The organism is Vibrio tapetis subsp. tapetis (assembly GCF_900233005.1).
Taxonomy (GTDB): domain Bacteria; phylum Pseudomonadota; class Gammaproteobacteria; order Enterobacterales; family Vibrionaceae; genus Vibrio; species Vibrio tapetis.
Window position 1 is genome coordinate 315,399 of record NZ_LT960612.1, and the last position, 25,308, is coordinate 340,706.

16 protein-coding genes and 3 pseudogenes are annotated in these 25,308 nt (G+C 45.0%); 7 read left to right on the forward strand and 12 right to left on the reverse strand.

Features of this window, described 5'->3' with window-relative positions; translation table 11 throughout:
• Positions 1-6: 6 nt before the first annotated feature.
• Positions 7-1,535: pseudogene (locus VTAP4600_RS26805) on the forward strand (transposase).
• Positions 1,536-1,717: 182 nt separating this feature from the next.
• Positions 1,718-2,371: pseudogene (locus VTAP4600_RS18490) on the forward strand (efflux RND transporter permease subunit); the annotation flags it as partial.
• Between the two features lie 111 nt (positions 2,372-2,482).
• On the opposite strand, the gene ltrA (VTAP4600_RS18495) reads toward VTAP4600_RS18490, so the two are convergent.
• A complete protein-coding gene (ltrA, locus tag VTAP4600_RS18495) occupies positions 2,483-3,766 on the reverse strand; it encodes a group II intron reverse transcriptase/maturase (protein ID WP_102521018.1) in 1,284 nt (427 codons plus the stop codon).
• 1,008 nt (positions 3,767-4,774) lie between these two features.
• Here ltrA (VTAP4600_RS18495) and VTAP4600_RS18505 point away from each other — a divergent pair.
• The 4 genes from VTAP4600_RS18505 (at position 4,775) to VTAP4600_RS18520 (ending at position 10,470) form a co-directional block, all read left to right on the forward strand.
• Positions 4,775-6,589 carry an extracellular solute-binding protein gene (locus VTAP4600_RS18505; protein WP_102524272.1) on the forward strand — a complete coding sequence of 605 codons (1,815 nt, stop codon included), beginning with the start codon at positions 4,775-4,777 and terminating at the stop codon, positions 6,587-6,589.
• Between the two features lie 98 nt (positions 6,590-6,687).
• On the forward strand, positions 6,688-7,773 hold the full coding sequence (locus tag VTAP4600_RS18510) for a microcin C ABC transporter permease YejB (RefSeq protein ID WP_102524273.1): 1,086 nt from the start codon (positions 6,688-6,690) through the stop codon (positions 7,771-7,773).
• A gap of 1 nt (position 7,774) precedes the next feature.
• Positions 7,775-8,791, forward strand: coding sequence for an ABC transporter permease (locus tag VTAP4600_RS18515; protein ID WP_102524274.1), 1,017 nt, complete (start codon positions 7,775-7,777; stop codon positions 8,789-8,791).
• Positions 8,792-8,793: 2 nt separating this feature from the next.
• Positions 8,794-10,470, forward strand: a complete 1,677-nt coding sequence (locus VTAP4600_RS18520; RefSeq protein WP_102524275.1) for an ABC transporter ATP-binding protein — start codon at positions 8,794-8,796, stop codon at positions 10,468-10,470.
• A gap of 65 nt (positions 10,471-10,535) precedes the next feature.
• Here the strand turns inward: VTAP4600_RS18520 and VTAP4600_RS18525 are convergent, their stop codons facing one another.
• From VTAP4600_RS18525 to VTAP4600_RS18555, 6 genes are all read right to left on the reverse strand, one after another.
• The gene (locus VTAP4600_RS18525; RefSeq protein WP_102524276.1) at positions 10,536-12,101 is read right to left on the reverse strand and encodes a S8 family serine peptidase; all 1,566 of its coding nucleotides are present in this window, start codon (positions 12,099-12,101) and stop codon (positions 10,536-10,538) included.
• 367 nt (positions 12,102-12,468) lie between these two features.
• Positions 12,469-13,752 carry a group II intron reverse transcriptase/maturase gene (gene ltrA / locus VTAP4600_RS18535; protein ID WP_102524277.1) on the reverse strand — a complete coding sequence of 428 codons (1,284 nt, stop codon included), beginning with the start codon at positions 13,750-13,752 and terminating at the stop codon, positions 12,469-12,471.
• A 799-nt stretch (positions 13,753-14,551) separates the two neighbouring features.
• Positions 14,552-15,895 carry a TldD/PmbA family protein gene (locus VTAP4600_RS18540; RefSeq protein WP_102524278.1) on the reverse strand — a complete coding sequence of 448 codons (1,344 nt, stop codon included), beginning with the start codon at positions 15,893-15,895 and terminating at the stop codon, positions 14,552-14,554.
• Entirely contained in the window at positions 15,895-17,280 is a 1,386-nt protein-coding gene (locus VTAP4600_RS18545; RefSeq protein ID WP_102524279.1) for a TldD/PmbA family protein, read from the reverse strand. The genes VTAP4600_RS18540 and VTAP4600_RS18545 overlap by 1 nt, the downstream gene beginning before the upstream one ends.
• 451 nt (positions 17,281-17,731) lie before the next feature.
• The gene (cspE, locus tag VTAP4600_RS18550; RefSeq protein WP_102524280.1) at positions 17,732-17,941 is read right to left on the reverse strand and encodes a transcription antiterminator/RNA stability regulator CspE; all 210 of its coding nucleotides are present in this window, start codon (positions 17,939-17,941) and stop codon (positions 17,732-17,734) included.
• 446 nt (positions 17,942-18,387) lie between these two features.
• A complete protein-coding gene (locus tag VTAP4600_RS18555; protein WP_102524281.1) occupies positions 18,388-18,639 on the reverse strand; it encodes a hypothetical protein in 252 nt (83 codons plus the stop codon).
• 287 nt (positions 18,640-18,926) lie between these two features.
• On the opposite strand from VTAP4600_RS18555, the gene VTAP4600_RS18560 reads away from it, so the two are divergent.
• Complete coding sequence (locus tag VTAP4600_RS18560) at positions 18,927-20,876, forward strand: tetratricopeptide repeat-containing diguanylate cyclase (protein ID WP_102524282.1); 1,950 nt, start codon at positions 18,927-18,929, stop codon at positions 20,874-20,876.
• An 84-nt stretch (positions 20,877-20,960) separates the two neighbouring features.
• Here the strand turns inward: VTAP4600_RS18560 and tenA are convergent, their stop codons facing one another.
• The 5 genes and pseudogenes from tenA to thiD form a co-directional block, all read right to left on the reverse strand.
• Positions 20,961-21,632 (reverse strand): thiaminase II, encoded by a 672-nt coding sequence (gene tenA / locus VTAP4600_RS18565; protein WP_102524283.1) that lies wholly within the window; start codon positions 21,630-21,632, stop codon positions 20,961-20,963.
• A 46-nt stretch (positions 21,633-21,678) separates the two neighbouring features.
• A complete protein-coding gene (locus VTAP4600_RS18570) occupies positions 21,679-22,629 on the reverse strand; it encodes an ABC transporter substrate-binding protein (RefSeq protein WP_102524284.1) in 951 nt (316 codons plus the stop codon).
• Positions 22,630-22,713: 84 nt separating this feature from the next.
• Positions 22,714-23,436 (reverse strand): annotated as a pseudogene (locus VTAP4600_RS18575) (ABC transporter permease); the annotation flags it as partial.
• A gap of 99 nt (positions 23,437-23,535) precedes the next feature.
• Positions 23,536-24,270 (reverse strand): ABC transporter ATP-binding protein, encoded by a 735-nt coding sequence (locus VTAP4600_RS18580; protein WP_415239708.1) that lies wholly within the window; start codon positions 24,268-24,270, stop codon positions 23,536-23,538.
• A gap of 128 nt (positions 24,271-24,398) precedes the next feature.
• Positions 24,399-25,274, reverse strand: coding sequence for a bifunctional hydroxymethylpyrimidine kinase/phosphomethylpyrimidine kinase (thiD, locus tag VTAP4600_RS18585; protein WP_102524287.1), 876 nt, complete (start codon positions 25,272-25,274; stop codon positions 24,399-24,401).
• Positions 25,275-25,308 lie beyond the last annotated feature (34 nt).

The following is a 25,308-nucleotide window of genomic DNA, read 5'->3' on the forward strand; positions in this document are numbered from 1 at the left end:
ACGGTTATGCCCAACTTCAAAACCGATTACTCGAACCAAAACATGTTCGTCCCTATCATCATCGATGAACAACTCATCCCCGGAACTATTGAGTATGCGATTTCCCACATTGTCGATAACCACCTCGACCTCTCGCCCTTTGATGCGCACTACCACAACGACAAAAACGGGGCGGCGGCTTATCCACCCTCCATCATGCTTAAGGTTATTTTTTACGCCTATTCCCTCGGCATGTTAACTAGCCGACGCATAGAAACAGCCTGCATCAACAATGTCACTTTCATGTGCTTATCGGGCGACGAGCGACCACACTTCACCACTATCGCGGCTTTCATCGCACAAATGAAGGACACCATCGAACCACTGTTCACTCAGGTTCTCATGATATGCGATGAACAAGGCCTAATAGGCCGTAACATGTTTGCTATTGATGGCTGTAAAATTTCATCCAATGCCAGTAAGGAATGGAGTGGCACACACGAAGAGCTTCGCCGTAAAAAAGAAAAACTACAGCGGGCGAGCCAGCGAATTATCGAGCGTCATCAAAGCCAAGATTCGCTCCCAAATGAAGTTATCGAACAAGACCTAAGACAAAAACAAAAGCTTGATAGCAGCGCCGATAAAATAGGTTCATTTCTGGCGAGCACTAAAGACAAATTGGGCAGCAGTAAAAAACCCGTAAAAAGCAACATCACGGACAATGACAGCGCTAAAATGACCACCTCAAAAGGTACGATTCAAGGTTATAACGGCATCGCCATCACGGATGACAAGCACCAAATTATTTTACACAGCCAAGTGTGGGGAAGCGTTGGTGAACAGCAAACATTAAAGCCTGCAGTGCTCGCTTTGAAAGAACAATTAGAGAAGCTACCCAACAGCTCAAGCGCACCACCAAGTTCACCGCAGACAGCCGATTTCATAGTAAAACCAACCTCAAGTTCCTGTCTGAGACTCCTTATGATTGTTACATAGCAGACACTGGATTTCGCAGCCGTAATCCGCTGTTTCAAAACAGTGAAACCTATCAGACCGAGCAAGCGAAAAAACGAAAGAAACGCTCGAAAACAGGTAAAACCTGTTACTCCATTTCTATGTTCGAGTTCAACCAAGACGACATGACTTGCCGATGCCCTGCAGGAAATATGATGCGGCTGAGCAGCAAGAACGCCGTCATCCGTGGAGAGCGTGGTGCTCAGTTTTGTGGATACCTAAACGACTGCAGACAATGCGTTCATCAACCGCTGTGCATGAGAAAACCGCCTGGCAAGCAAGTCGGTCGACAAGTCTTCTTCATCTACAAAAACACCAAAGACTTTGACCACATGCAAGCCATGAAAGACAAGATTGATAGCCCAGAAGGAAGGCGGCAATACAGTAAACGGCTTGGGTGTGTTGAACCTGTTTTTGGCAACATCACCGTCAACAAACAGATGAATCGATTTACGCTAAGAGGACAAGAGAAAGTGAACGCCCAATGGGCGATGTTCAGCATGCTTCACAACATGGAAAAGCTACGGAATTGCATCATCTAGAGGGTAAAACCTCTAAAATCAGCGAAAAACCCAAATTAACTCTCATCCTGTCGCTCTATCTTTCCTTACCATGATAAAGGCCGCTACCATCGAGCAGTATTTACGCCGTTGCCAGTAGGATTAATGACGATAAAAACATGGGAAATCGGTGAAAAATCGAGAAATTCTACAGCTTCAACGCGGTAGTTAAGGATATTCAGGAAAAACTGTTGCCAGACCTGTTCGAAGCGTTCCCACAAGTGAAAACTGAACTTGGCGGCGCGATTGAAGAGCAGCAAGCACAACAAAACCAGCAAATCCTGTTCTTCTTAGCAGGCATGATCATTGTTTATATGCTGTTGGCGATTCCGCTGAAAAGCTACAGCCAACCTTTGATCATCATGTCGGTTATCCCGTTTAGTTTAACCGGTGCCATTTGGGGCCACTTCTGGTTCGACTTAGAGCTAAGCATGATGTCGACCTTCGGTTTGATTGCCGCAGCAGGCGTGGTGATCAACGACTCCTTGGTCATGACAGATTACGTTAACCAAGCAAGAGCCCGTGGTGTGGCGATCAAAGAAGCCGTGATAGAAGCAGGTTGCGCGCGTTTTCGTGCTATCACCTTAACTTCTATCACCACATTTGCAGGGGTATTACCAATCATGTTCGAAACCAGCTTACAGGCTCGTTTTGTTACGCCAATGGCCGTTGCGTTAGGCTTTGCGGTGTTGTTCGCTACGCTGCTTACGCTTGTGTTAGTGCCTTGTTTGTACTTAATTTTGGAAGACATTAAAGTGCCGTTCCGTACGATCAAGAACAAGATAACCAACAGAAACAAACAAGCTGCTTCGCTATAACGTACCCTATCATTTAAAATGATATCAACGTTTTAAAACGCCATCGAGTAGGGTGAGGCGTCTCCGCCTCATCCCTCTCACAGAACCGTACGTACGGACCTCGTATACGGCTCATGCACATTTCCATTCAGCATAATGGCTGAACACATATCCTGTCCTAACGTGTTCAAGATTCACTAATCCAAGGTCGTTAAACCATTGATTTGGCATCGAGTAACTGGCTAATGGACTCGCAGCATTTCTCCAACTATCCATACAGATATACCTGAATGACCCTTCGTAACCTAGCTGTCTTAGCCTGCGGTGGAGTCGGGTCGGTTTTTTCCATAATCGTAATTGGACGCTGCGAAGTCTTCGCCTTAACCACGCGGCCAGTTTCTTAAACTCCCTGTTGGCATTCGCTATTCGAAAGTACTGGCTGAACCCTCTCAGAAGTGGATTCAGTTGTTTAATGACTTCTAACAATGGCTTACCACCATTGCGTCTTGTCACTCGCTTCAACTTTCCTTTGAACGTCGACATTTTCTTTGGCTGAATACGGCTATAATGGCTACCGATTTCTATTCCAAGGAATTTCACACCTTCGCCGCTGTGCGCTATGTGTGATTTGGTTTCGTTCACCGTTAACTTGAGCTGTTTTTCCAGGACCTTCGTTGCCTGTACTTGCGCATTTTCTGCACCTTTACGGCTGCGACAGAAGATCAGTATGTCGTCGGCATAACGGACTATTCGATGTCCTCGCTTTCGCATCTCTTGATCAAACGCATCCAGATAGATGTTCGCTATCAGTGGGCTTATTACTCCACCTTGCGGACTACCTATCTCGGTATGCTGCCACTCTCCATCAACCATTACGCCACTTTTCAGGAACTGTTTGATGAGCTCCAGTACGCTACTGTCTGTGACTCGTTTCTTAATGCTTTTTAGAATAAGCTCATGATCGAGCTTATCGAAGCACTTCGATAAGTCCATATCTACGACGTGTTGCATTCCGTATCGACGGATGAACATCGTCGCTTTGTTTATAGCATCGTGACAACTTCGATTCGGTCTATACCCAAAGCTGGATGGGTGAAACTGCTCTTCGAAGATTGGGGTTAATAGATCATTTAGAGCTTGTTGGACAACTCTATCCCGTACTGTTGGGATCCCAAGTAATCGCACCCCACCATCATCTTTCGGTATTTCTACCCGTCTGACGGGTTGAGGGGTGTATCGCTTGGTTTTGAGTTCCAGAAGAAGTTGATCTAGGTTATCACTCAGATTTTGGGCGTAGTCGCTTAGGCTCTGCCTATCTATTCCGGCCGCGCCTTTCGCTTTCCACACTTTTTTAAATCCTTTATAGAGTCGCTCTTTGTGGAGCAAGTGACCATATAAACTGTAGTAAACTCTCAACTTTTTCCTTTAGATTGTGTGCCGTGTGGGGACAAATGCTCTCTCACAGTGTTGGTGTATTTCACTCCACTCTCTAGCCTTCTAGCTCAATGGCAATTTACTAGAGTGAGTCAGAGTTACTCCCTTGTACGGTTTCTCGCTTCAGTGCTTTGCTTTCACAAAGACCGAGACGGAATACCTCGATAGCTAATCAACTTGTATACCACTGAAAAAAAAACATCTGCTCATCACAGACTTAAAATGTACTTCATCCCTTCGCAACACCAGATTGCTTTTGGCAAAATGTTGTCCCATCAGACGTGTTACTGATGGTCAGCTCAGTTTTATCCTCCACACCATTACTGGGCTTCACCGGCCGAGCTTTACTCACTACTACGGATTCATCTGCCACCTCGCACCAACATAGATCTTGGCTCTCGCCTTGAGTTTATGCTTCCGACGTTTGCTCGGATGTGATGTCAGGCTTCCCCAGTTACTGCACTGGCTCCCTGTTAACAATGCCACCCTCAAGCACAATCTAGGTCTGATTGAGTATCGGGCTTCACGCTATTTTGCACGCTTACCCACCTAAATTGCCGAATCAGGTTCACTTTCGTTGTGTACTGTTAACTTCCTATCGCTTCCTTCAAACCCTGCCGTTGGCCAGCAACGCCCTTGCGATTCGGATTATCTTCCCCTCAATCAGGGTGATTTAGGCTTCTTTCAGCCTAATGGGTTTGCCAGCTTCGCTGGGCAAACAAAAAAAAGGGCCTCCATCACCGGAGGCCCTTTTCTATTCTACTGCTGCATTACGCTCAGTCTTCGCCATTACTCACCTACACATCAACAAAGAAAATTCTGATTTAACATTTGATAACAATGAGCTATATATCGAAGGAAGTTTGAATCAATTTATCGACCAATACGTCAATATATCCGATTGCTTGCTTTATTTAACAGCTTGAGCTTCTATAATGAAAACAATCACTTTATACTGATTTAGTGGACAATCGAATTAAGGAGAAATCGATGCTGAAGAAATGGACCATTGCTTTTGGGCTCACATTGCAATGCAGCGCAGGATTTGCGGCTAATGTTATTGAAACCGATCGCATCGTTGGGTTTGGTGAAGCAAAGTACCCAAGTGGCTTTACTCACTTTGATTTCGTGAAAGCCGACGCCCCTAAAGGTGGCAGTGTGACCTATGGCACCATAGGCACGTTTGACAACTTCAACCGCTACGCTTCGCGTGGTAACCCAGGGTCTGCTGTTGGCAAAATCAACGACCCGCTGTTCTACATTTCTCCTGATGATATTGATGTCTCTTACGCCCTAATCGCAAAAACCGTTCGCTACTCCGACGATTTCACATGGCTTGAAGTTGATCTCAACCAAAACGCCAAGTTTCATGATGGTGTGCCAATATTAGCCAAAGATGTGGAATTCACATTTGCTAAGTTCTTGGCAGAAGGCGTGCCGCAATTTAAGACCTATTACAAAGACGTAAAATCCGTCAAGGCCACCAGCGAGCGAACCGTTCGCGTTGAAATGACGATACCTAACCGAGAAAAACTGCTCGCGGTACTGCGTAACATTCCTATTTTGCCCGAGCATTTTTGGCAAGATAAAAGCCTAGCCGACCCGCTAAGCCAACCACCGCTGGGAAGCGGCCCTTATGTGGTCTCTAATTTCAAATCAGGCCAGAGCATCACCTATTCACGCGTAGAAGATTATTGGGCGAAAGATCTCCCCGTGAACGTTGGCCGCAATAACTTCGACACCGTCACCTACGACTACTATCGTGACGACACCGTAATGCTAGAAGCCTTTAAAGCTGGTGAGTTTGATATTCGCCAAGAAGGCGTCGCTAAATTCTGGGCTACGGCCTATAACGGCGTCAACTTCGATAAAGGCTATATCAAGAAAGAAGAAATCGACCACTCCATTCCTCAGTCGATGCAAGGTTTCGTCTTTAATATCCAACGCCCGATATTCAACGACCCGAAAGTACGTGAAGCTCTAACTTATGCGCTCGATTTTGAGTGGATGAATAAGAATATGTTCTATGGTCAATACACTCGAACTCAAAGCTATTTCCAATACTCAGAGTACCAAGCAAGCGCCTTACCTAGCCCTGAAGAAGTCAAATGGCTAGCGCCGATTAAAGACCAGATCCCGCCACGAGTGTACACCGAAGCCTATCAAGCACCCGTTGCCGACGGTTCAGGCCGCATTCGCAAACAAATGCGTACCGCTTTTAAACTATTGAAAGAAGCCGGCTGGGAGCTAAAAAATAAAGTCATGACCCATGTCAAAACCGGCGAGGTTATGAGCTTTGAGTTACTGATTTACAGCCCAACAACGGAACGCTTTGCCATCCCAGTGCAAAAAAATCTTAAGCAAATGGGCATTGAGATGAAGATCCGCACTATCGATACCACTCAATACCTAAAACGTTACCAAGACCGTGATTACGACATGGTATTCGCATCAATAAGCTCAGACAAATACCCAAGCACCAGCCTGCAAATTGTTTGGAACAGTCGCTACATCGACAGCACTTATAATCGCCCTGGGGTTCAAGATCCTGCTGTAGATTATTTGACGGACAAAATTGCAGAAAACCAAGAAAACCCAGAAGCGCTACTGCACTTAGGTAAAGCGTTAGACCGCGTACTGATTTGGAATTTCTACGCCATTCCTGCTTGGCATAACAGCCAGTATCGAGTCGCAAGTTGGGACAAGTTTTCACGCCCCGAGCACCGCCCTACTTATGATCTTGGCTTAGATACTTGGTGGGTCGATACGGAAAAAGCAAGCAAGCTACCAGAAAACAGACGCTAACCGCGATTTAATGGTAATTAGCGCAGTCGCTATTTTGCAAAATCAATATCTTAAAAACAGATAGCCTGCGCCAGCGCAACAAGGTAATCCCCTAATACATGACTGCTTATATAATTCGACGTTTATTGCTCGTGATCCCCACCTTGTGGGCCATCATCACCATTAACTTTTTTGTTATTCAGATTGCGCCCGGTGGGCCCGTTGAACAAGCAATGGCGCAAATGCAAGGCTTTGAATCTGGCATAATGGAGCGTTTTACTGGTGGCGGAAAAGAGCTTGCAAGCGACATAGATGCCGAAGCAACGTCAGATTACCGCGGCGCTCGCGGCTTAGACCCGGAAGTCATTGAAGCAATTAAAGTGCAGTTTGGTTTTGATAAGCCCATTCACATTCGATACTTTGAGATGCTTAAGAACTACGCCACCTTTAATTTTGGCGAGAGTTTGTTTAAAGACGGAAATGTGATTGATTTAATCAAAGAACGGCTGCCTGTCTCTATCTCTTTAGGGTTATGGAGCACGCTGATCATCTATTTGATATCCATTCCATTGGGCGTAATGAAAGCCATCCATCACGGTTCCAAGTTTGATATTTGGAGCAGTGCATTCATCATTGTTGGCTATGCCATTCCTGGTTTCTTGTTCGCTATTGTGTTGATCATTTTATTTGCCAGCGGTAACTACTTTAACTGGTTCCCATTGCGGGGGTTAGTTTCTTCTAATTTTGAACAATTAAGCTTTTTTGAACAGATCATTGATTACTTCTGGCACTTAGCCTTGCCTATCTTTGCCATGGTGATCGGCGGGTTTGCCACACTCATCATGCTCACCAAAAACTCATTTCTTGATGAAATTAACAAGCAATACGTGGTAACAGCCAGAGCCAAAGGTTTAGATGAAAACAGCATCTTATACAAACACGTTTTCCGTAATGCCATGCTGATCATCATTGCGGGTTTCCCAAGCGCCTTCATCAGTATCTTCTTCACTGGATCTATGCTTATCGAAGTCATGTTCTCATTAGAAGGCATTGGGTTACTCGGTTTCGAGTCGACCATTCAACGTGATTACCCTGTGGTGTTTAGCTCCTTGTATATCATGACGTTACTTGGGCTTATTCTCAGTATTATTTCCGATTTGACCTACTCTTGGGTCGACCCACGCATTGATTTCGAGGCGCGTTAATATGAATCCATTGGTTGCAGTAAGATGGCAACGATTTAAAGCGAACAAGCGTGGATACTGGTCACTATGGCTGTTTTCAATCCTCTTCATATTAAGTATGTTTGCAGAGCTCATCGCCAACGACAAACCCTTGTTGGTGAGTTATCAAAGTGAGTGGTATTACCCGGTCGCCTTTGAGTACGCCGAAACACAATTTGGTGGCGAATTTGAAGCCGAAGCCGACTACACCGACCCCTATGTGATTGAGTTGATAGAAGAAGACGGTTACATCGTATGGCCTTTGGTGCCTTTTAGTTACGACACCATCAATTACAACCTCACGCAACCCGCGCCCTCACCACCCGATGACGTTAACTACTTAGGCACCGACGACAGAGGGCGTGATGTGTTAGCCCGAATCATCTACGGCTTTCGTATTTCAGTGTTGTTTGGTTTTGCGTTAACCATCATCTCTAGCATCATCGGCGTGGTGGTGGGCTCCACACAAGGCTACTATGGCGGAAAAATAGACCTTATAGGCCAACGTTTCATTGAAGTGTGGTCAGGAATGCCAACGCTATTTTTGCTCATCATTTTATCAAGCTTTGTCGAACCCAATTTCTGGTGGTTATTAGGGATCATGGTTCTGTTTAGCTGGATGGGGCTAGTCGGCGTGGTTCGGGCTGAGTTTCTGCGATGCCGCAATTTTGATTACGTCAGAGCGGCTCATGCATTGGGGGTTGATGACAAGCGCATTATTCTTCGTCATATGCTGCCTAATGCTATGGTGGCCACATTAACGATGATCCCGTTTATCTTGTCTGGCTCTGTTACCACCCTAACCTCGCTTGATTTTCTTGGCTTTGGCTTGCCGGCAGGTTCCCCCTCTCTTGGAGAGTTACTGGCTCAAGGCAAAGCGAATTTACAAGCTCCTTGGTTGGGCATTTCGACCTTTGTTGTTCTCTCTATCATGCTTAGTTTACTGGTGTTTGTCGGTGAAGCTGTTCGTGATGCATTCGACCCCCATCAGCAGAGGTAAGCATGAGCGATACTCTTCACGACCCTAAATCATCTGAGACTAAATCATCAGGCTCTCTATCACCAAGCTCTTTATCACCAGAGGCTGCCCTTCTTAGCATCCAAGATCTGTCGGTTGGGTTTGGCCGAACAAACGACGTTGAAGTGATTACTCACTCGGTCAACTTAAACATTCAGAAAGGCGAAACCTTAGCTCTGGTAGGCGAAAGTGGTTCGGGCAAGTCAGTGACGGCTAATGCTATCATGCGCTTGCTACCAAAAGGCGCGACTCATTACTTGTCTGGGCGCATCGTGTTTGATGGCTTGGATTTATTGCAGTGCAGCGAACGTCAGTTACGCGGTATTCGTGGCGGCCGAATTGGCATGATTTTCCAAGAGCCGATGGTCTCTCTTAACCCATTGCATAAAATTGGTCGTCAGCTTGTTGAAACCTTAGAGATACACAGAGGAACAAGGGCAACCAAAGCTAAAGCTCTCGCACTAGAGTGGTTAAAAAAAGTCGGTATTCGACATCCAGAACAGAAGGTAAACGCTTACCCTCATGAACTGTCTGGTGGTGAAAGGCAGCGTGTGATGATCGCCATTGCGCTGATCAATGAACCCGAACTCTTAATCGCCGACGAGCCCACCACGGCGCTGGATGTGTCCGTTCAGGCGCAGATCCTAGATTTACTTAAAGATCTGCAAAAAGAGTTAGGCATGGCAATGCTTTTTATCACCCACGATCTCAGTATTGTTCGTCAAATTGCCGATAACGTCGCGGTAATGAAAAACGGTGATTTGGTTGAAACCGGGATCTGCAAAGACGTCTTTAACGCTCCTAAGCACCCTTACACTCGCCAACTCATTGAATCCGATCCAAAGGGCGAACCCGTACCCGTTAAAAGTGAAAGCAAAACACTCATCGAAACCCAAGATCTTAAAGTCTGGTTTCCTATCACGGGTGGCATCTTCAAAAAGGTGGTGTCCCATGTGAAAGCCGTCACCGACGTCAATTTCAAACTGCCTCAAGGCCAAACCATTGGGTTAGTCGGCGAAAGTGGCTCGGGTAAATCAACCACTGGCATGGCTGTACTAAGACTACTCAACAGCAATGGTGGCATTCACTTTGATGGCCAAGCGATTGATGGTTTTGATCGCGCGGCAATGTTGCCACTAAGAAGGCGCATGCAAGTGGTGTTTCAAGATCCCTTTTCTGCTTTGAACCCAAGAATGTCAGTCGCGCAGATCATTGGCGAAGGCCTAAAGGTTCACGAAAAACTCACGGAAGTCGAGCAAGACAAAGCCATTTGTGACGCTATGGAAGAAGTCGGGTTAGATCCCGACACCCGTTTTCGTTACCCTAATGAATTTTCTGGTGGGCAGCGTCAGCGTATTGCTATCGCTCGTGCGCTCATCTTAAAACCAGAATTCATTTTGCTTGATGAACCCACCTCCTCTTTAGACAGAACCGTGCAAGCTCAGGTATTGGATCTGCTGAAAGACCTTCAAATCAAATACGGGCTGACTTACTTGTTCATCAGCCACGATTTAAATGTCGTGAAATCTCTGTGTCATTACACGCTCGTGCTACGAGAAGGCAAAGTCATTGAACAAGGCAACACCAAGCAGCTGTTTGAGCACCCTCAACACGAATATACCCAAACCTTGGTCGAGCTTTCTAAAGTCGGCCAGAACTGACAACCAGTATAAAAAAAACGGTTACCACTATTAGTAACCGTTTATCCCGTCTGCAGATCAATCAGTTACTGATTTTTCTGCCATGGCCCCGATAGATCGGTGCCGGGTTCCTCATTTATATTCCACCATTTAGCGGTGTAGGCTGAACCATTATGCGTGACTTTCTCTCCTTTGGAATAGACTTCGCTCGCGTTCCATTGGTTCAAAGTTGGCGTCGGAATTTCACCACTGTTTAATAAGCTGATTGCCGCTTTGGCGTCAGCTAAACCCGGCCCACAGCCAATACATTGATTGGGGTTAGGGAATGCACGAGATGACTGCTTAATGATGCTTTCAACTTTGTCGGGTGTAATGGTCGGATCGGCTTGATACAATAATGCAGCGAGGCCGGCGACATGAGGGGCTGCCATACTCGTCCCTTGGTAATATCCGTACCCTTGGGTTGTCGGCTGTTTTTCACCATTATTAATGGTCGACAAAATGGCCTCCGTTTTACCTGCACTGGTGTATTCTCCCCCGGGAGCGGCAATATCAATGGCCGCGCCAAAATTTGAATAATATGAACGGCTACCCACCTTATTAACCGCTGCTACGGTTATCACATTCGAACAACTCGCTGGGGTAAAATTATTGGCATCGCGATTGCTGTTTCCCGCAGCAACAACGACAGTCGCACCATTTGAACGAGCCAAATCGATGGCATTTTGTGTTGTACGAGAACAGCGACCTTCGCCCCCCAACGACATATTAATGACCTGAGCAGGGTTTCGATTTTGATCCGCACCAGACACTCGGCCACCCGATGCCCAAATGATTCCGTCGGCAATATCAGAGGTATAGCCACCACATCGACCTAATACACGTACTGGTACAACTTTCGCGTCGTATGCCACACCAGCGATACCTTGATTGTTATTTGCTACTGCTGCAATCGTACCTGCCACGTGAGTACCGTGCCATGAGGAGTTGCGTGCCCGTGTATTTTGACGACATTCGTTTTGTAAGGTCCAATCACCGGGGTCACTCGCATCGCTGTCTCGCCCATCGCCATCATTCCCCATTTTTGGTTCCGTGATGAAATCCCAGCCCGGCAACATATTGGGTTCTAAATCATCGTGTTTGACATAGCCGGTATCGACTACCGCAACAACGACACTTTTGCCCGTATTACTCGGCCAAACAGAGGTGACATTCATTCCCGCATCATTATTACTCACGCCCCATAATTCATTCATACGGGGATCATTCGGTGTCGTTAATGGGTGCATTAATAGGTCTGGCTCAGCATACTCAACGGCAGGGTCATTCTCTATCCCGCTTAAGACAAAGTTCAATTCGTCGCTATTTTTCCAGCTTTCAAGTTCATAAACTTCCTCACCGGTTGATAGCGTTCGCACATACTTCGTATCACTGCCAGTCGCAGAGCTTAATACTGTCGCGGTATCAACTCTTCTAAAGTCCAAGTCATCGATTCCAGATAACCGAAACTTGACTGGTTTGTATTTGATAATCACCCGGTTAGTTTCAATCACGGTTTGATCGTTTTTCTCAACTTGATTCGCCAAAGCACTACCACTGGTAAAAGCCATCGCGATACCCATGCACAATAACGAGCATTGAATATGTTTCATTGTATATTCCTTATTTTTATCGTTTTGCCTACTGACGTTGTGTTTATCGATTTCTCTGTTGCTCACTAAACAAGCAACCTTTGTGTCATAAGTAATCGATATGGCGCTTGTATCATATGAAATTAGGAATCACAGCATCGATATTGATTGCTGTGATCAATTACTCTTTCACCCAATTAATGAAACATCAGTTGCATATTAGTTGTGATGATGCTGCCTATTTTATAAATGATGCATACGTTAAATGGAGTTAAACAAAGTAAGGAAGAAAATTGAGAAGGACGGATGACATAGATACATCGAGTAGGGTGAGGCGTCTCCGCCTCATCCCTCTCACAGAACCGTACGTACGGACCTCGTATACGGCTCATGCACATTTCCATTCAGCATAATGGCTGAACACATATCCTGTCCTAACGTGTTCAAGATTCACTAATCCAAGGTCGTTAAACCATTGATTTGGCATCGAGTAACTGGCTAATGGACTCGCAGCATTTCTCCAACTATCCATACAGATATACCTGAATGACCCTTCGTAACCTAGCTGTCTTAGCCTGCGGTGGAGTCGGGTCGGTTTTTTCCATAATCGTAATTGGACGCTGCGAAGTCTTCGCCTTAACCACGCGGCCAGTTTCTTAAACTCCCTGTTGGCATTCGCTATTCGAAAGTACTGGCTGAACCCTCTCAGAAGTGGATTCAGTTGTTTAATGACTTCTAACAATGGCTTACCGCCATTGCGTCTTGTCACTCGCTTCAACTTTCCTTTGAACGTCGACATTTTCTTTGGCTGAATACGGCCATAATGGCTACCGATTTCTATTCCAAGGAATTTCACACCTTCGCCGCTGTGCGCTATGTGTGATTTGGTTTCGTTCACCGTTAACTTGAGCTGTTTTTCCAGGACCTTCGTTGCCTGTACTTGCGCATTTTCTGCACCTTTACGGCTGCGACAGAAGATCAGTATGTCGTCGGCATAACGGACTATTCGATGTCCTCGCTTTCGCATCTCTTGATCAAACGCATCCAGATAGATGTTCGCTATCAGTGGGCTTATTACTCCACCTTGCGGACTACCTATCTCGGTATGCTGCCACTCTCCATCAACCATTACGCCACTTTTCAGGAACTGTTTGATGAGCTCCAGTACGCTACTGTCTGTGACTCGTTTCTTAATGCTTTTTAGAATAAGCTCGTGGTCGAGCTTATCGAAGCACTTCGATAAGTCCATATCTACGACGTGTTGCATTCCGTATCGACGGATGAACATCGTCGCTTTGTTTATAGCATCGTGACAACTTCGATTCGGTCTATACCCAAAGCTGGATGGGTGAAACTGCTCTTCGAAGATTGGGGTTAATAGATCATTTAGAGCTTGTTGGACAACTCTATCCCGTACTGTTGGGATCCCAAGTAATCGCACCCCACCATCATCTTTCGGTATTTCTACCCGTCTGACGGGTTGAGGGGTGTATCGCTTGGTTTTGAGTTCCAGAAGAAGTTGATCTAGGTTATCACTCAGATTTTGGGCGTAGTCGCTTAGGCTCTGCCTATCTATTCCGGCCGCGCCTTTCGCTTTCCACACTTTTTTAAATCCTTTATAGAGTCGCTCTTTGTGGAGCAAGTGACCATATAAACTGTAGTAAACTCTCAACTTTTTCCTTTAGATTGTGTGCCGTGTGGGGACAAATGCTCTCTCACAGTGTTGGTGTATTTCACTCCACTCTCTAGCCTTCTAGCTCAATGGCAATTTACTAGAGTGAGTCAGAGTTACTCCCTTGTACGGTTTCTCGCTTCAGTGCTTTGCTTTCACAAAGACCGAGACGGAATACCTCGATAGCTAATCAACTTGTATACCACTGAAAAAAAAAAACATCTGCTCATCACAGACTTAAAATGTACTTCATCCCTTCGCAACACCAGATTGCTTTTGGCAAAATGTTGTCCCATCAGACGTGTTACTGATGGTCAGCTCAGTTTTATCCTCCACACACCATTACTGGGCTTCACCGGCCGAGCTTTACTCACTACTACGGATTCATCTGCCACCTCGCACCAACATAGATCTTGGCTCTCGCCTTGAGTTTATGCTTCCGACGTTTGCTCGGATGTGGTGTCAGGCTTCCCCAGTTACTGCACTGGCTCCCTGTTAACAATGCCACCCTCAAGCACAATCTAGGTCTGATTGAGTATCGGGCTTCACGCTATTTTGCACGCTTACCCACCTAAATTGCCGAATCAGGTTCACTTTCGTTGTGTACTGTTAACTTCCTATCGCTTCCTTCAAACCCTGCCGTTGGCCAGCAACGCCCTTGCGATTCGGATTATCTTCCCCTCAATCAGGGTGATTTAGGCTTCTTTCAGCCTAATGGGTTTGCCAGCTTCGCTGGGCAAACAAAAAAGAGGACTCATTCGTCCTCTTTTAAGTTCTCTAGGTACTAAAACGTAAAGGTTTACTTACCACCGATGCTTAAACGTGCAAAACGCACATCTGGTGCATAGAAAGTACGACTGTCGTTAATAAGCTGAGTATCACCGACAGCGTCAACTTCTTGCAGTATCTTGTAGAAGTTACCCGCAACAGTAATGCCACGAACCGGCTGAACTCGTTGACCATCTCTGCACAAAAAACCACTTGCCCCAAACGAAAAATCACCGCTTACTGCATCTGCACCAGAGTGAACTCCTTGCAACTCAACCAACTCTAGATATTCGCCCGCCTTTACTTCTGATGCGCTGCTTGCTCCGGTGGCAATGAGTTTGTGATTGGCTGATACATCCAAACTCGACTTCGCTCCACGTGATGCACTTGCTGTAGATGGCACACCAAAATAACGCGCTGTTTGGCTGTTATGAAGCAAGGTGTTGAGCTGGCCGTTAGCAATAAGTACGTTATCCTGGGTCGCAAAACCCTCGCTATCAAACCCAGTGATAGCCATGCCATTTTTCATATAGGCGGCATCAGTGAAAGTAATCAGTTCACTCGCCACGCTTTGACCCAATTTGTCGCCAAGCGGTGTGATACCTTTCATTGCACTTACGCCTGATAGCGCGCTGCCAAATGCACCAAATAGACTGCTTAACGCATTAATGTGGAAAATCGCTGAATACTTACCAGTTGCAACAGGGGCTCCGTCAAGCAGATCGCGAGCCAAGTTGTAGCCTTCCTCAATACAATAAGCTGAATTCAATTCATCAAAACGGCGCCCTACCGATACTTTACCAGCCATAGACTGCTTGCCATCTTTTTCAAATAACGTATAGGCATAACAACTAAATGAACGTTCAAAATGCTGACATAACGTGCCTTGGGTATTGGCAATAATAAGCTGTCCTTCGCCGTTGCTGTAGCCATTGTAAGGGGAGCTAGAAGCGTGTGGTCTCGCCACAACGCCTTGCTCAAGGGCTAAAGAAAGTTCGATTTTTTCATCTACAGAAGCGTTGTCATCTTGAGCAATCTCATTGGCATCAGTTGTAATCTTGCTGTTCACACAACTAATACGTTGGTATTCGTCTTGCTTAGAGAAACGGGCACTTTGTAATGCATTCGTTAGCATTAAGCCGAGGCTAGATTGTTGCAGTGATTCCGAGTAACTCGTTGCAACACGACCCTCTTTTACCACTCGTACACCCATTACTTGGCTTGAACTGACTTTGTATTCGTCTAACTGCCCTTGGTTAGCTTTTAAAGAAAAGCTACTATTGCGGTTAACGATCACATCAGCTTCAGCACCTTGTTTTTGGGCTTCCGATAAGACGTAATCAACGGCATTAAATAGTTGTTGTTCTTGGCTCATTAGTTACCGCCCCCTACCAAAATATTATCGACTTTTAACGAAGGTTGACCCACTGTGGTAGGAACAGCCCCACTGACTGAACCACACATGCCTGGAGCAAGCGCCATATCTTGACCTACCATACTGATCTCTTTCAGTACTTTTGGACCCGTGCTAATGAGCGTTGCCGTTTTTAGAGGCTTGGTGATCTTGCCGTTTTCTATAAGGTAAGCTTCTCGTACTGAAAAGTTAAATTCACCAGTACCCGGTTGAACAGAGCCACCGCCCATTTTTTTTGCGTAAATACCGCGTTCAATACCAGCGAGCATGTCATCAAGTGTATGCTCACCTCTTTCGATGAAGGTATTACGCATACGCGATGTGGGTGCAAACTTATAATTCTGACGACGGCCAGAGCCGGTTGGTTCATAACCCGTTTTCATGCCGCCCATTTTATCGACCATAAAGCCAGTTAGCTTGCCGTCTTTAATGAGTTGAGTACGCTGTGTCGCCATGCCTTCATCATCAACATGAATTGAGCCCCACTCGTTAGTCATGGTGCCATCATCAACCGCATTCACACTAGTATGAGCAATCATCTCACCCATTTTGTCATGGAATACCGATGCCTTTTTCGCAACTGACGTTGTTTCTAACAAATGGCCACACGCTTCATGGAAGATAACGCCACCAAAGCCGTTACCAATAACCACCGGCATTTCACCAGATGGGCATGCGTCAGCACCGAGTTTAACAAGAGCTTGACGAGCGATGGTTTGACCAAGTTCTTTGGCGTCTAATTGCTCACTAAACTCCCAACCTGCTAACGCACCTGGGCCTTCTGAACCCGAAGATTGTTCGTTACCCTTCTGCGCAACGGTATTACCCGCGACACGAATGTAATGTCGAGTGTCATCAACATGCAATCCTTCCGAATTAAAGATAGAAACCTGCTGTTCGCGTTGTAAAACGCTACCAATAAACTGGCTAATGTATTCACTTTCTATACGAGCGGCTTGATCGACTTTAAGTAGAAAATCGATTTTGGAATCGAGGTTAGCGTCTTTGTTCAACGGCATACGGCAGGCATGTTGAATTGGATAGCGATTAAGGTTCAAAGAACCCGCTGACGCAATTTGTTCACGTTTATCTTTCGCAGCAAGCAGTGATGTCACGCGCTTCAATTCAGCTTCATCCGTACTGTTGGTGTAACCATAAAGCACTTTTTTTCCGTAAAAAAGACGAATACCGATACCAAAATCGATACCTGAATTGACCTTGTCCACTTCCCCCGATGCGATTTGAACAGTGTTGGTTAGATGATGTTCAACAAATAACTCAGCAAAATCAGCCCCTAGAAAGAGAGCGTGATCGATCACTGCTTTCGCCGATACAGAATTCAGCATGAAATCTCCTTGTTCATTGTAGGTCATAGCCTAGCTTACTTTTAAACTACGTGAGGTTTATTAGTAAGTTGAATTGGTTAACGTTTTCGATGCCGTGTTTTATTGCTCTGCGACGCTTAGTTAGGTACACAGCAATGACGTAATTTTAATTGTACTTGGTTTTTTGAACGTCACGACAGAATCGACATAACCTAAAAACAGACTCTATAACGTTCAATGAGAACGACGTGTGAGGCACTGAATCAGGTAATCGATTGCATAAAAACGAATAGATTGATTGTGAACTTACATAAAAATGTTAAAAATAACAAAGGAATTATTGAAGTTCTAATTTGTATCGTAAGGAATATGTTGCAAGAAGTGGGGTTTACAATGGGTGTTTTGAAATTTACATACAGCAGATAAAAAAGTGACGCAAATGGTTAAAAACCATTTGCGTCGGCTTACAAGATTATAACGCTACAACGTTAGAAGCTTGTGGGCCTTTTTGACCTTGTTCAACTTCGAAAGAAACCTTTTGGCCTTCCGCAAGTGTTTTGAAGCCTTCAGAAGCGATAGCACGGAAGTGAACGAATACGTCAGCACCGCCGTTGTCTTGAGTAATGAAACCGAAACCTTTCTCTTCGTTAAACCATTTTACGATGCCAGTAGTCTTAGACATGATATGTCCCTTATATAATTAAATTCATAAAGTTATCGCGAAATTGCGACTGCGCTGATAGCTTGAATTATTGAATGTGACGATGAAGCTAAGGGAACCACTGAGGATAACGACAATAACGAAGCAATACTAAGGATTTTCTTTTACTTAATCTTTATGTTTCAAATAACTCTGCAATAGAGCGAGACGAATCATACCCCATTGAGGTTCTTTGTAAAGGCTTATCGTGAAAATAATTGCAAATAAAGCGGAGTTTTTCTGTTTTTGTAGACAAAGTAAACAAGCTAACCGAATGACACGAAAGACAAAGACAAAAAAGCCCCAAACAGATCAATCTATTTGGGGCAAAGGGTACTTAAAATATGAAAAAACTATTGATGCCTCTCTACTTGCATCACAAAGGTCACTGTTAAAAATAACCTTTAGGATACCCTGCAGGCTAAGAATCAGTTGTTGGAAGACTGAAGCATAAAGTGCTTAGTCAGCTTTGGTGCTGAAAATTCAAACCTTGTTATTGAGCTATTGTCTTCTTTGTTATTGCCGATAAGTTGAATTCGTTCTGAATTTACTTGGTTGCTACCCACTACATGGCAATACTCTTCTGAACCGCTATTTGCTCCACACTCAGATGATGCGATTGGCGCGGCCAGCGTTGACGTTGACGCTAATAGTAGTAAAAATCCTAGATATTTGTTCATTGTATAGTTCCTCAAAAGTATGTTGTATTCCGTCTCGCTAGGCATCGCTCCGTTGACACAAATAAGAATACGCTTTAGACAAATGAGAAGCGAAATAGTAGGCATTCGAAAATCAGATACGTTGAACCCATTTTAATTTTCTTTACGCATAGATCATGCAACTTATCGCTTGAACTGCGCAACCAGCTGCGCGCGGTCTACTTTAATATTCATAAATGTAGATATTGTTGAAATAGTGAACACATAGTAACATCGCCACGCTAACGGGTTTAAGGTGTAAATGGACAATGAAAAAAAGCGTTTTAATATCGATCCTCGTATTCTGTTTAAGCCTGTTGTTTGCTGTTGTTGTTGACATACTCAATTCTGAAGTCAACTCAGAATCGAGTTCGATCCCAACAAGCTATAACCCCGAAATAGAGCTATCATCTTCCTCTTATGGTAAAGCCCTCTTATCGCTGCATTCCCTCATGTCAGCCACAGACCCAAAACAAGTTCGTAAAGAGCTCGCTATCATTGATGCTCAGTATTTAGAGTCTGCCTCTCCTTTGGAGTCAGTCTATCGCACGTTAATTTTGCAGTACGTCGCTAAGCATGAAAAAGACGCACAGAAATTTGAACGGTACACCGCTGATTTGCGTGATCTAGCCAAAAAGCATCAGTTCGACTGGTTAACGGCATCTCTGATGATCGATGATGCCATTGACTTTGCGGAAAAGGGGCAAGTACTGCCAGGGATTGAAGCGGTATTAAAATCGATAACAATGGCACAAAACAGTCATGCGCTGTATTTGCTACCAAAGGCCTACAATACTGCAGGTGTACTCAGTAATTTATCTAATCAGCTCATTGATGCTCAACGCTATTTCATGCAAGGTATTTCCATTTCAAAAGAGCTCCCCGCTAATCTGTATACGAGCAAAACATACAATAATTTGGGCTTACTGTACCTGCACATTGAAAAGTGGCAAAAAGCACTAGAATACCTTCAGCAATCCAAACAGCTTTATTACGAGAGCGGGCTATTTGATAACCACCTTATGAATGTACTACTTCTTAATGAAGCATATATTTACAACCGACTTGGTAACATAGAAGCCGCGAAACAAGCCTACCTTTCATCACAACAGTACTACGAACCAAGCGACGCAGACACTCGTCAAAACTTGATGAATCTCAAAGGTAAAGCTGAATTAGCACTTCTATTGGGAGAGTTGGACAACGCATTGGTATCTAGCGAGCAGTGCATTAACACCCCTGGCTCAGAAAACTACCCAGTAGAACATGGGCAATGTTGGCTTCTAAAATCCAAGGCATTATCCGCGCTTAACCAGCCCCCTCAGGCACTTGATAGTGTAGAGCAAGCAATCGCGGCCTTTAAAACGATTGAACATAGCCGCTGGCTCATACGCGCTTATAAGCAAAAAGCACAAGCGTACGAAGACCTTGGCAAGCCTTTAATGGCTCTGACCACCTACAAAACTTTCTATACCGAAGAAAAACAACAATTACTCGGTAAAGTTTACGATCTAGAGCATGCATTCGCTACTCGTCAGATTAAACAAGAAAGGGATTTACTTAACGTTCAAAACCAACTAACCAAGGTGCAACTCAGTAAAGAAACGCTGCGCTTCCAAGTTGCCTGCATTGCTGTGATCATCGCAACGCTTGCTCTAGTATTTGTTATCAAACAAACATTCTCTGTGCATTCTAAAAATGTTGAATTGGAAAATCTCTCCAACATTGATCAACTAACCGGGCTCCACAACCGCCGCTATTACATTCAACAACTAAAATTGTGCTCCCACATCAACAGACGAGTTCAATATCGAATCGTCTTATTTGATTTAGACCATTTTAAATCTGTTAACGATCAACATGGGCACGACGTTGGAGATGAAGTCCTCGTTGAAACTGCGGAAAGATTAAGGCAGTTCACCGCTCAATCAGAGCTTCTCATTCGTTGGGGAGGGGAAGAGTTTCTCATGTTGCTCAAAGATGAAAATGACTTACCGAATAGAGTAGAGGCAATACTCAATGCCATTAACCGTCGCGCTTTCTCTACCCTTGCTGGCGACCTTAAAGTCACAACATCAATAGGCCTCAGCCAACCGGCTTCTCCGTTAAATTTAAGAGCCAATGACGAGTTCTTCCGAAACGCAGATAAGAGCCTCTATGAAGCAAAACGTTCAGGCCGAAACAGAGCCGTATTTTCGACACAAAGTGAACAGAATTGATGCAGCGATACAAGTATTAACCTGTATCGCCGCGAGTACTAAGAGTGCACCTAACCCGTTACACAAACCAATATGTTTGCGCCATCAATTGCGATTATCTGCGTCTAACCCTTGTTGCCAAAACGCCACTTCCATTCTCGTTGCAGTCTTAAATACGGCAATCAAGTTACGTCCACGCTCACTGTCTTTGTCGATTTCCGCAAGCATTTCATCAAGGTGTCGCGTGCTTTCGTTTACACCTGACTGAAAGTCCTCTCCACCATAAAGCGCAATCCAACTTGCAAACGGATTACCTTGCGTCTTTGTATTAGGATCCTGCTGTAAGTTTTTTCCTATTTCCGCATAGCCAATAGAGCAAGGGGCTAACGCCGCATACAAATCGACGATGTCTCCCGTCATGCCTGCATCAAGTACATAACGAGTGTATGCGACCGTACCAAAATCTTCTGGTTCCGCTTCCATATCCGATTCAGTTAAACGCCATTGTTCACAATACGTCACGTGATGAGCAATTTCTGAATCCAGTAATGCATGGACACTTGGCAAAGCTCTTCGCATATCAGCCAATGTTCTTGCTTTATAAATCGCTAACGCATGCGCACGGGCATATTGCTTTAAAAATAAGAAATCTTGCTTCAAATAGTGCAAATAACACGACGGTGCCAATGTACCATTCGCTAATGTCTGTACAAACTCGTGTTTAGTGTAGGCATCCCAATCTTCACGGCATGCATTAATCAAATCTTGATGGTTCATTCTTCTTTCTCAACTTAGTCTGTTGTGCAGCAATGGGTTAAACGGCTTATTGGAAGCTTGGTACGTAATCTTTCGCTTTTGGCAGTGTTTCAATAATGTTTTGCGAGTACATAAACTCGGCGTAATCATCGTAACGCTTGTGATCCACCGCTGATGGGCGCAGCGCGAACCGAGTGAGAGTATCGTTCCATGCACGCTTGTTTAATTCGTTATTTAACGTATCTGGAGCATAGGCAACGAATTCTTTCCAAGATTGTTGAGGGTGGTTTACGATGTAGGTGGTTGCTTGTTCTAGGGCTTTGTTGAAAGCCATGATTGCGGCTTTATCGTAATTATTTGCGTTAGCAACGAACACCAATTCATCATAGGCTGGCACACCGTGTTCTTCAGGGAAGAATGCCTTCGACTGATACCCTTCTAACGCTAACTGATTGGTTTCAAAGTTACGTAAGCCTCCCCAAATCGCATCTACTTTTCCAGAAGCGAGTGAAGAAGAAAGCGCCCAGCCAACATTCACAATTTTCACGTCATCATAGCTAACGCCACCCGTCTTCAACATAGTACCAATTGTTGCTTCCTCATTTCCTGCGATAGCAATACCAATGGTTTTATCTTTCAGATCCGCAATGTTGGCGATTTTTTTGTTATCCAAAACCATCAGCGTATTAAGAGGTGTCGCAATTAAGGTTGCCGAACGAATGAGAGGTAACCCTGCCGCTACGTCAATGGTTAAACTCGGTTGGTATGAGATAGCCAAGTCTACTTTATTCGCCGCGACCAATTTAGGCGGCATACTTGGGTCTGCGGGTTCTTGGACCTCAACTGTTAAGCCTTGTTCTTTAAAGTAACCACGCTCTTTAGCGATCACAATGGGACCATGGTTTGGATTGACAAACCAATCTAACATGAGCGTTAGATTCTTAGTTTCAGCTTGGGCGTTGATAGAAAGCATCATGGCAGATGCCACTGCCGCGCTTAGTATTGTTTTATTTTTCATTTGATTCCCTTTCAAAATTTAATAAGTTGATGGCTGTTTTTCTAATTATTGGGTAGAACTTTTTCTTTCTTTGGGAAGAGACGGTCATCTCTCCCATGGCACAACGATTTTCAGCACCTTGTCGGTGATGAAATATAAGCAAACCGATAACGCGGATAAAATAAACAACGCTGCAAACATCTCGTCAATCATCATTCGAGCATTGGAGTGCAGCATCAAATACCCCAACCCTTCACTCGCACCAACCCATTCCCCCGCAACGGCCCCAATAGGGGCGATCACAACGGCGACTCGAATGCCAGAAGCCAAAGTGGGTAATGAGGCAGGAAGCTGCACATGCCGTAATAGTTGCCAACGGCTTGCTCCCATTGTTTTTGCGAGGTCAAGATAGCCCGTAGGGGTATTTCTTAGGCCGTCATAGCAGCAGGTCGTCACTGGAAAGAAGATAATGATGGCTGCCATAACTACCTTTGATGCAATGCCGTAGCCAAGCCATAACATCAACACAGGAGCCAGAGCAAAAACAGGGATCGCTTGGCTGGCAATCAGCAAGGGCAGTAACCAACGTTTTACGGGTTTAAAGAGCAACATTTGCAATGCAAAGAAAAGCCCCATAGAGAGCCCCAACAATAGCCCCAATAGTATTTCCTGAGCGGTTACCCAAGTATGTTTTAATAAAATATCGTAACGCTGGATCAGCTTAGTAAACACATCCATCGGTGCGGGAAGGATAAAAGATGGCATCGAAAATCCGACAACAACCGCCTGCCATATGCCAACAATAACCATGCCACTGATGATCATTCTTATTAATGGCAATGAGGGATTTTCTCTCTTTTTCAATTCATTAGAAATTGACGTTAATTGAGTCATTTCACTCATACCAATCTCCCATCACTCATTTTGTTATGCATAGTCTTTCTCCAACCTGTCGATGATTGCTTGCTGCAATACCGCGCTATCTGCGCAGTATTTTCTCGGCATTTCCGTTTCAGGGGTGCATATCTGGGGAGGTAACTCGATATGATTTGCGCAAGCAGGCGCGCCTTGCATGACATAGAGCTTATGGCCTAATCGAATCGCTTCTTGTGGATCATGCGTGATCAACATAACGGTTTTACTTTGCAATAACTCATACGCTAAATTTTGCAGCCTATGCCTCGTTACGGCATCTAACGCTGAAAAAGGTTCGTCCATTAATACAATGGGTTTGTCTTGCATTAACGTCCTTGCTAACGCCACACGCTGACGCATTCCTCCGGACAATTGCTGTGGTGTTAGGTGAGCTTTATCCGCCAATCCCACCATTTGCAATAAGTGGCGAGCCTTTTCATTTTGATCTTCGCTGCTATGCTCACTCACCTGACTAAAACGCGTACTGAGCAACACGTTTTCCAATGCAGTTAGCCATGGCATCAGCAAGTCTTGCTGCGCCATATAAGCGATGTTATTAACCAGAGAAATAGGGTGATGTAGATGACTATTAACACGGCTATTCGAGCTTTGGCCGCGATTTACCGTTAACTCGCCTCGCCATTCTGCCACTTCATCTAATAAGCCTGCCATGTAGCGCAATAACGATGTTTTTCCGCAACCACTTCGGCCCAAAATACACGTCCACTTCCCTACGGGGATCTGCATATTTAACGCTTCAAGCGTGGCTTTATCACTATCGAGGTAACGTAAATAACCGGCGCGAATGGCGATTTGACCTTGTAAACAGGCCGCCAAATTCGTCTCCGCTGATTGCACCGAGGATGCCAAGGTCATTACTTGTCACCCAATCCAGCGAAAAAGTGATGCACGGGACCATGACCTTTACCTATATCTAGCTGGTCAGCATGAGCGATTGCGTTTGAAATATAGTGTTTGCCCAACTTGACCGCTTCGAGTAGGCCATGACCGTGAGCTAGATAAGAAGCAATTGCAGAAGAAAGCGTACACCCCGTCCCGTGAGTATTTTTCGTATTCACACGCTTAGCGCTTAAGTGCGCGACATCATCAGATAAGATCAACAGATCATTGCTATTTTCGTCTCGCTCTAAATGGCCGCCTTTGAGCAAGACTGCATTAGCCCCTAGCCCTCTTAACTGAGCCACCATGTCTGCCATTTGCTGCTCTGTTTCCGGCACTTCACAACCAATCAATGCGGCACCTTCAGGTAAATTAGGTGTGATCACATCCGCCATCGGCAATAGTTCTGTTTTTAAAGTGTGAATGGCCGACTCTTCTAGCAACATGTCACCGCTGGTCGCCACCATGACTGGATCAATAACCAAAAACTGAGGCTTGAATTGCTTAAGCTTCGCCGAAACTACCTTAATGATGTCGGAATCCGCCAACATGCCGACTTTAACAGCAACAATATTGAGATCGGAAAACACCGCATCAAGTTGCTTTTCAACGTGTTCAAGAGGAATAGGGAAAATAGCGGAAACGCCGATGGTGTTTTGAGCAGTAATAGCCGTGATGACCGAACACGCGTAGCTACCGGTTGCAGAAATGGCCTTGATGTCGGCCTGAATACCCGCTCCACCACCAGAATCTGATCCTGCGATAGTTAAAACAATAGGAGTGTCAGTAGGTAAAGCTGATATAGATGAAGAAGAACTTGTCGCAAAATGCGTGGCTGTAGAGTATGACATTAAAGCTCCTATACTGGCGCATAGGAACTGTGCT

What these genes read in the sequence shown, in the direction of transcription:
- VTAP4600_RS18505 (WP_102524272.1), top strand. Translation starts at nt 4,775, where the DNA reads ATGCTGAAGAAATGGACCATTGCTTTTGGGCTCACATTGCAATGCAGC.
- VTAP4600_RS18510 (WP_102524273.1), top strand. Translation starts at nt 6,688, where the DNA reads ATGACTGCTTATATAATTCGACGTTTATTGCTCGTGATCCCCACCTTG.
- VTAP4600_RS18515 (WP_102524274.1), top strand. Translation starts at nt 7,775, where the DNA reads ATGAATCCATTGGTTGCAGTAAGATGGCAACGATTTAAAGCGAACAAG.
- VTAP4600_RS18520 (WP_102524275.1), top strand. Translation starts at nt 8,794, where the DNA reads ATGAGCGATACTCTTCACGACCCTAAATCATCTGAGACTAAATCATCA.
- VTAP4600_RS18525 (WP_102524276.1), bottom strand. Translation starts at nt 12,101, where the DNA reads ATGAAACATATTCAATGCTCGTTATTGTGCATGGGTATCGCGATGGCT.
- VTAP4600_RS18540 (WP_102524278.1), bottom strand. Translation starts at nt 15,895, where the DNA reads ATGAGCCAAGAACAACAACTATTTAATGCCGTTGATTACGTCTTATCG.
- VTAP4600_RS18545 (WP_102524279.1), bottom strand. Translation starts at nt 17,280, where the DNA reads ATGCTGAATTCTGTATCGGCGAAAGCAGTGATCGATCACGCTCTCTTT.
- cspE (WP_102524280.1), bottom strand. Translation starts at nt 17,941, where the DNA reads ATGTCTAAGACTACTGGCATCGTAAAATGGTTTAACGAAGAGAAAGGT.
- VTAP4600_RS18555 (WP_102524281.1), bottom strand. Translation starts at nt 18,639, where the DNA reads ATGAACAAATATCTAGGATTTTTACTACTATTAGCGTCAACGTCAACG.
- VTAP4600_RS18560 (WP_102524282.1), top strand. Translation starts at nt 18,927, where the DNA reads ATGAAAAAAAGCGTTTTAATATCGATCCTCGTATTCTGTTTAAGCCTG.
- tenA (WP_102524283.1), bottom strand. Translation starts at nt 21,632, where the DNA reads ATGAACCATCAAGATTTGATTAATGCATGCCGTGAAGATTGGGATGCC.
- VTAP4600_RS18570 (WP_102524284.1), bottom strand. Translation starts at nt 22,629, where the DNA reads ATGAAAAATAAAACAATACTAAGCGCGGCAGTGGCATCTGCCATGATG.
- VTAP4600_RS18580 (WP_415239708.1), bottom strand. Translation starts at nt 24,270, where the DNA reads ATGCAGATCCCCGTAGGGAAGTGGACGTGTATTTTGGGCCGAAGTGGT.
- thiD (WP_102524287.1), bottom strand. Translation starts at nt 25,274, where the DNA reads ATGTCATACTCTACAGCCACGCATTTTGCGACAAGTTCTTCTTCATCT.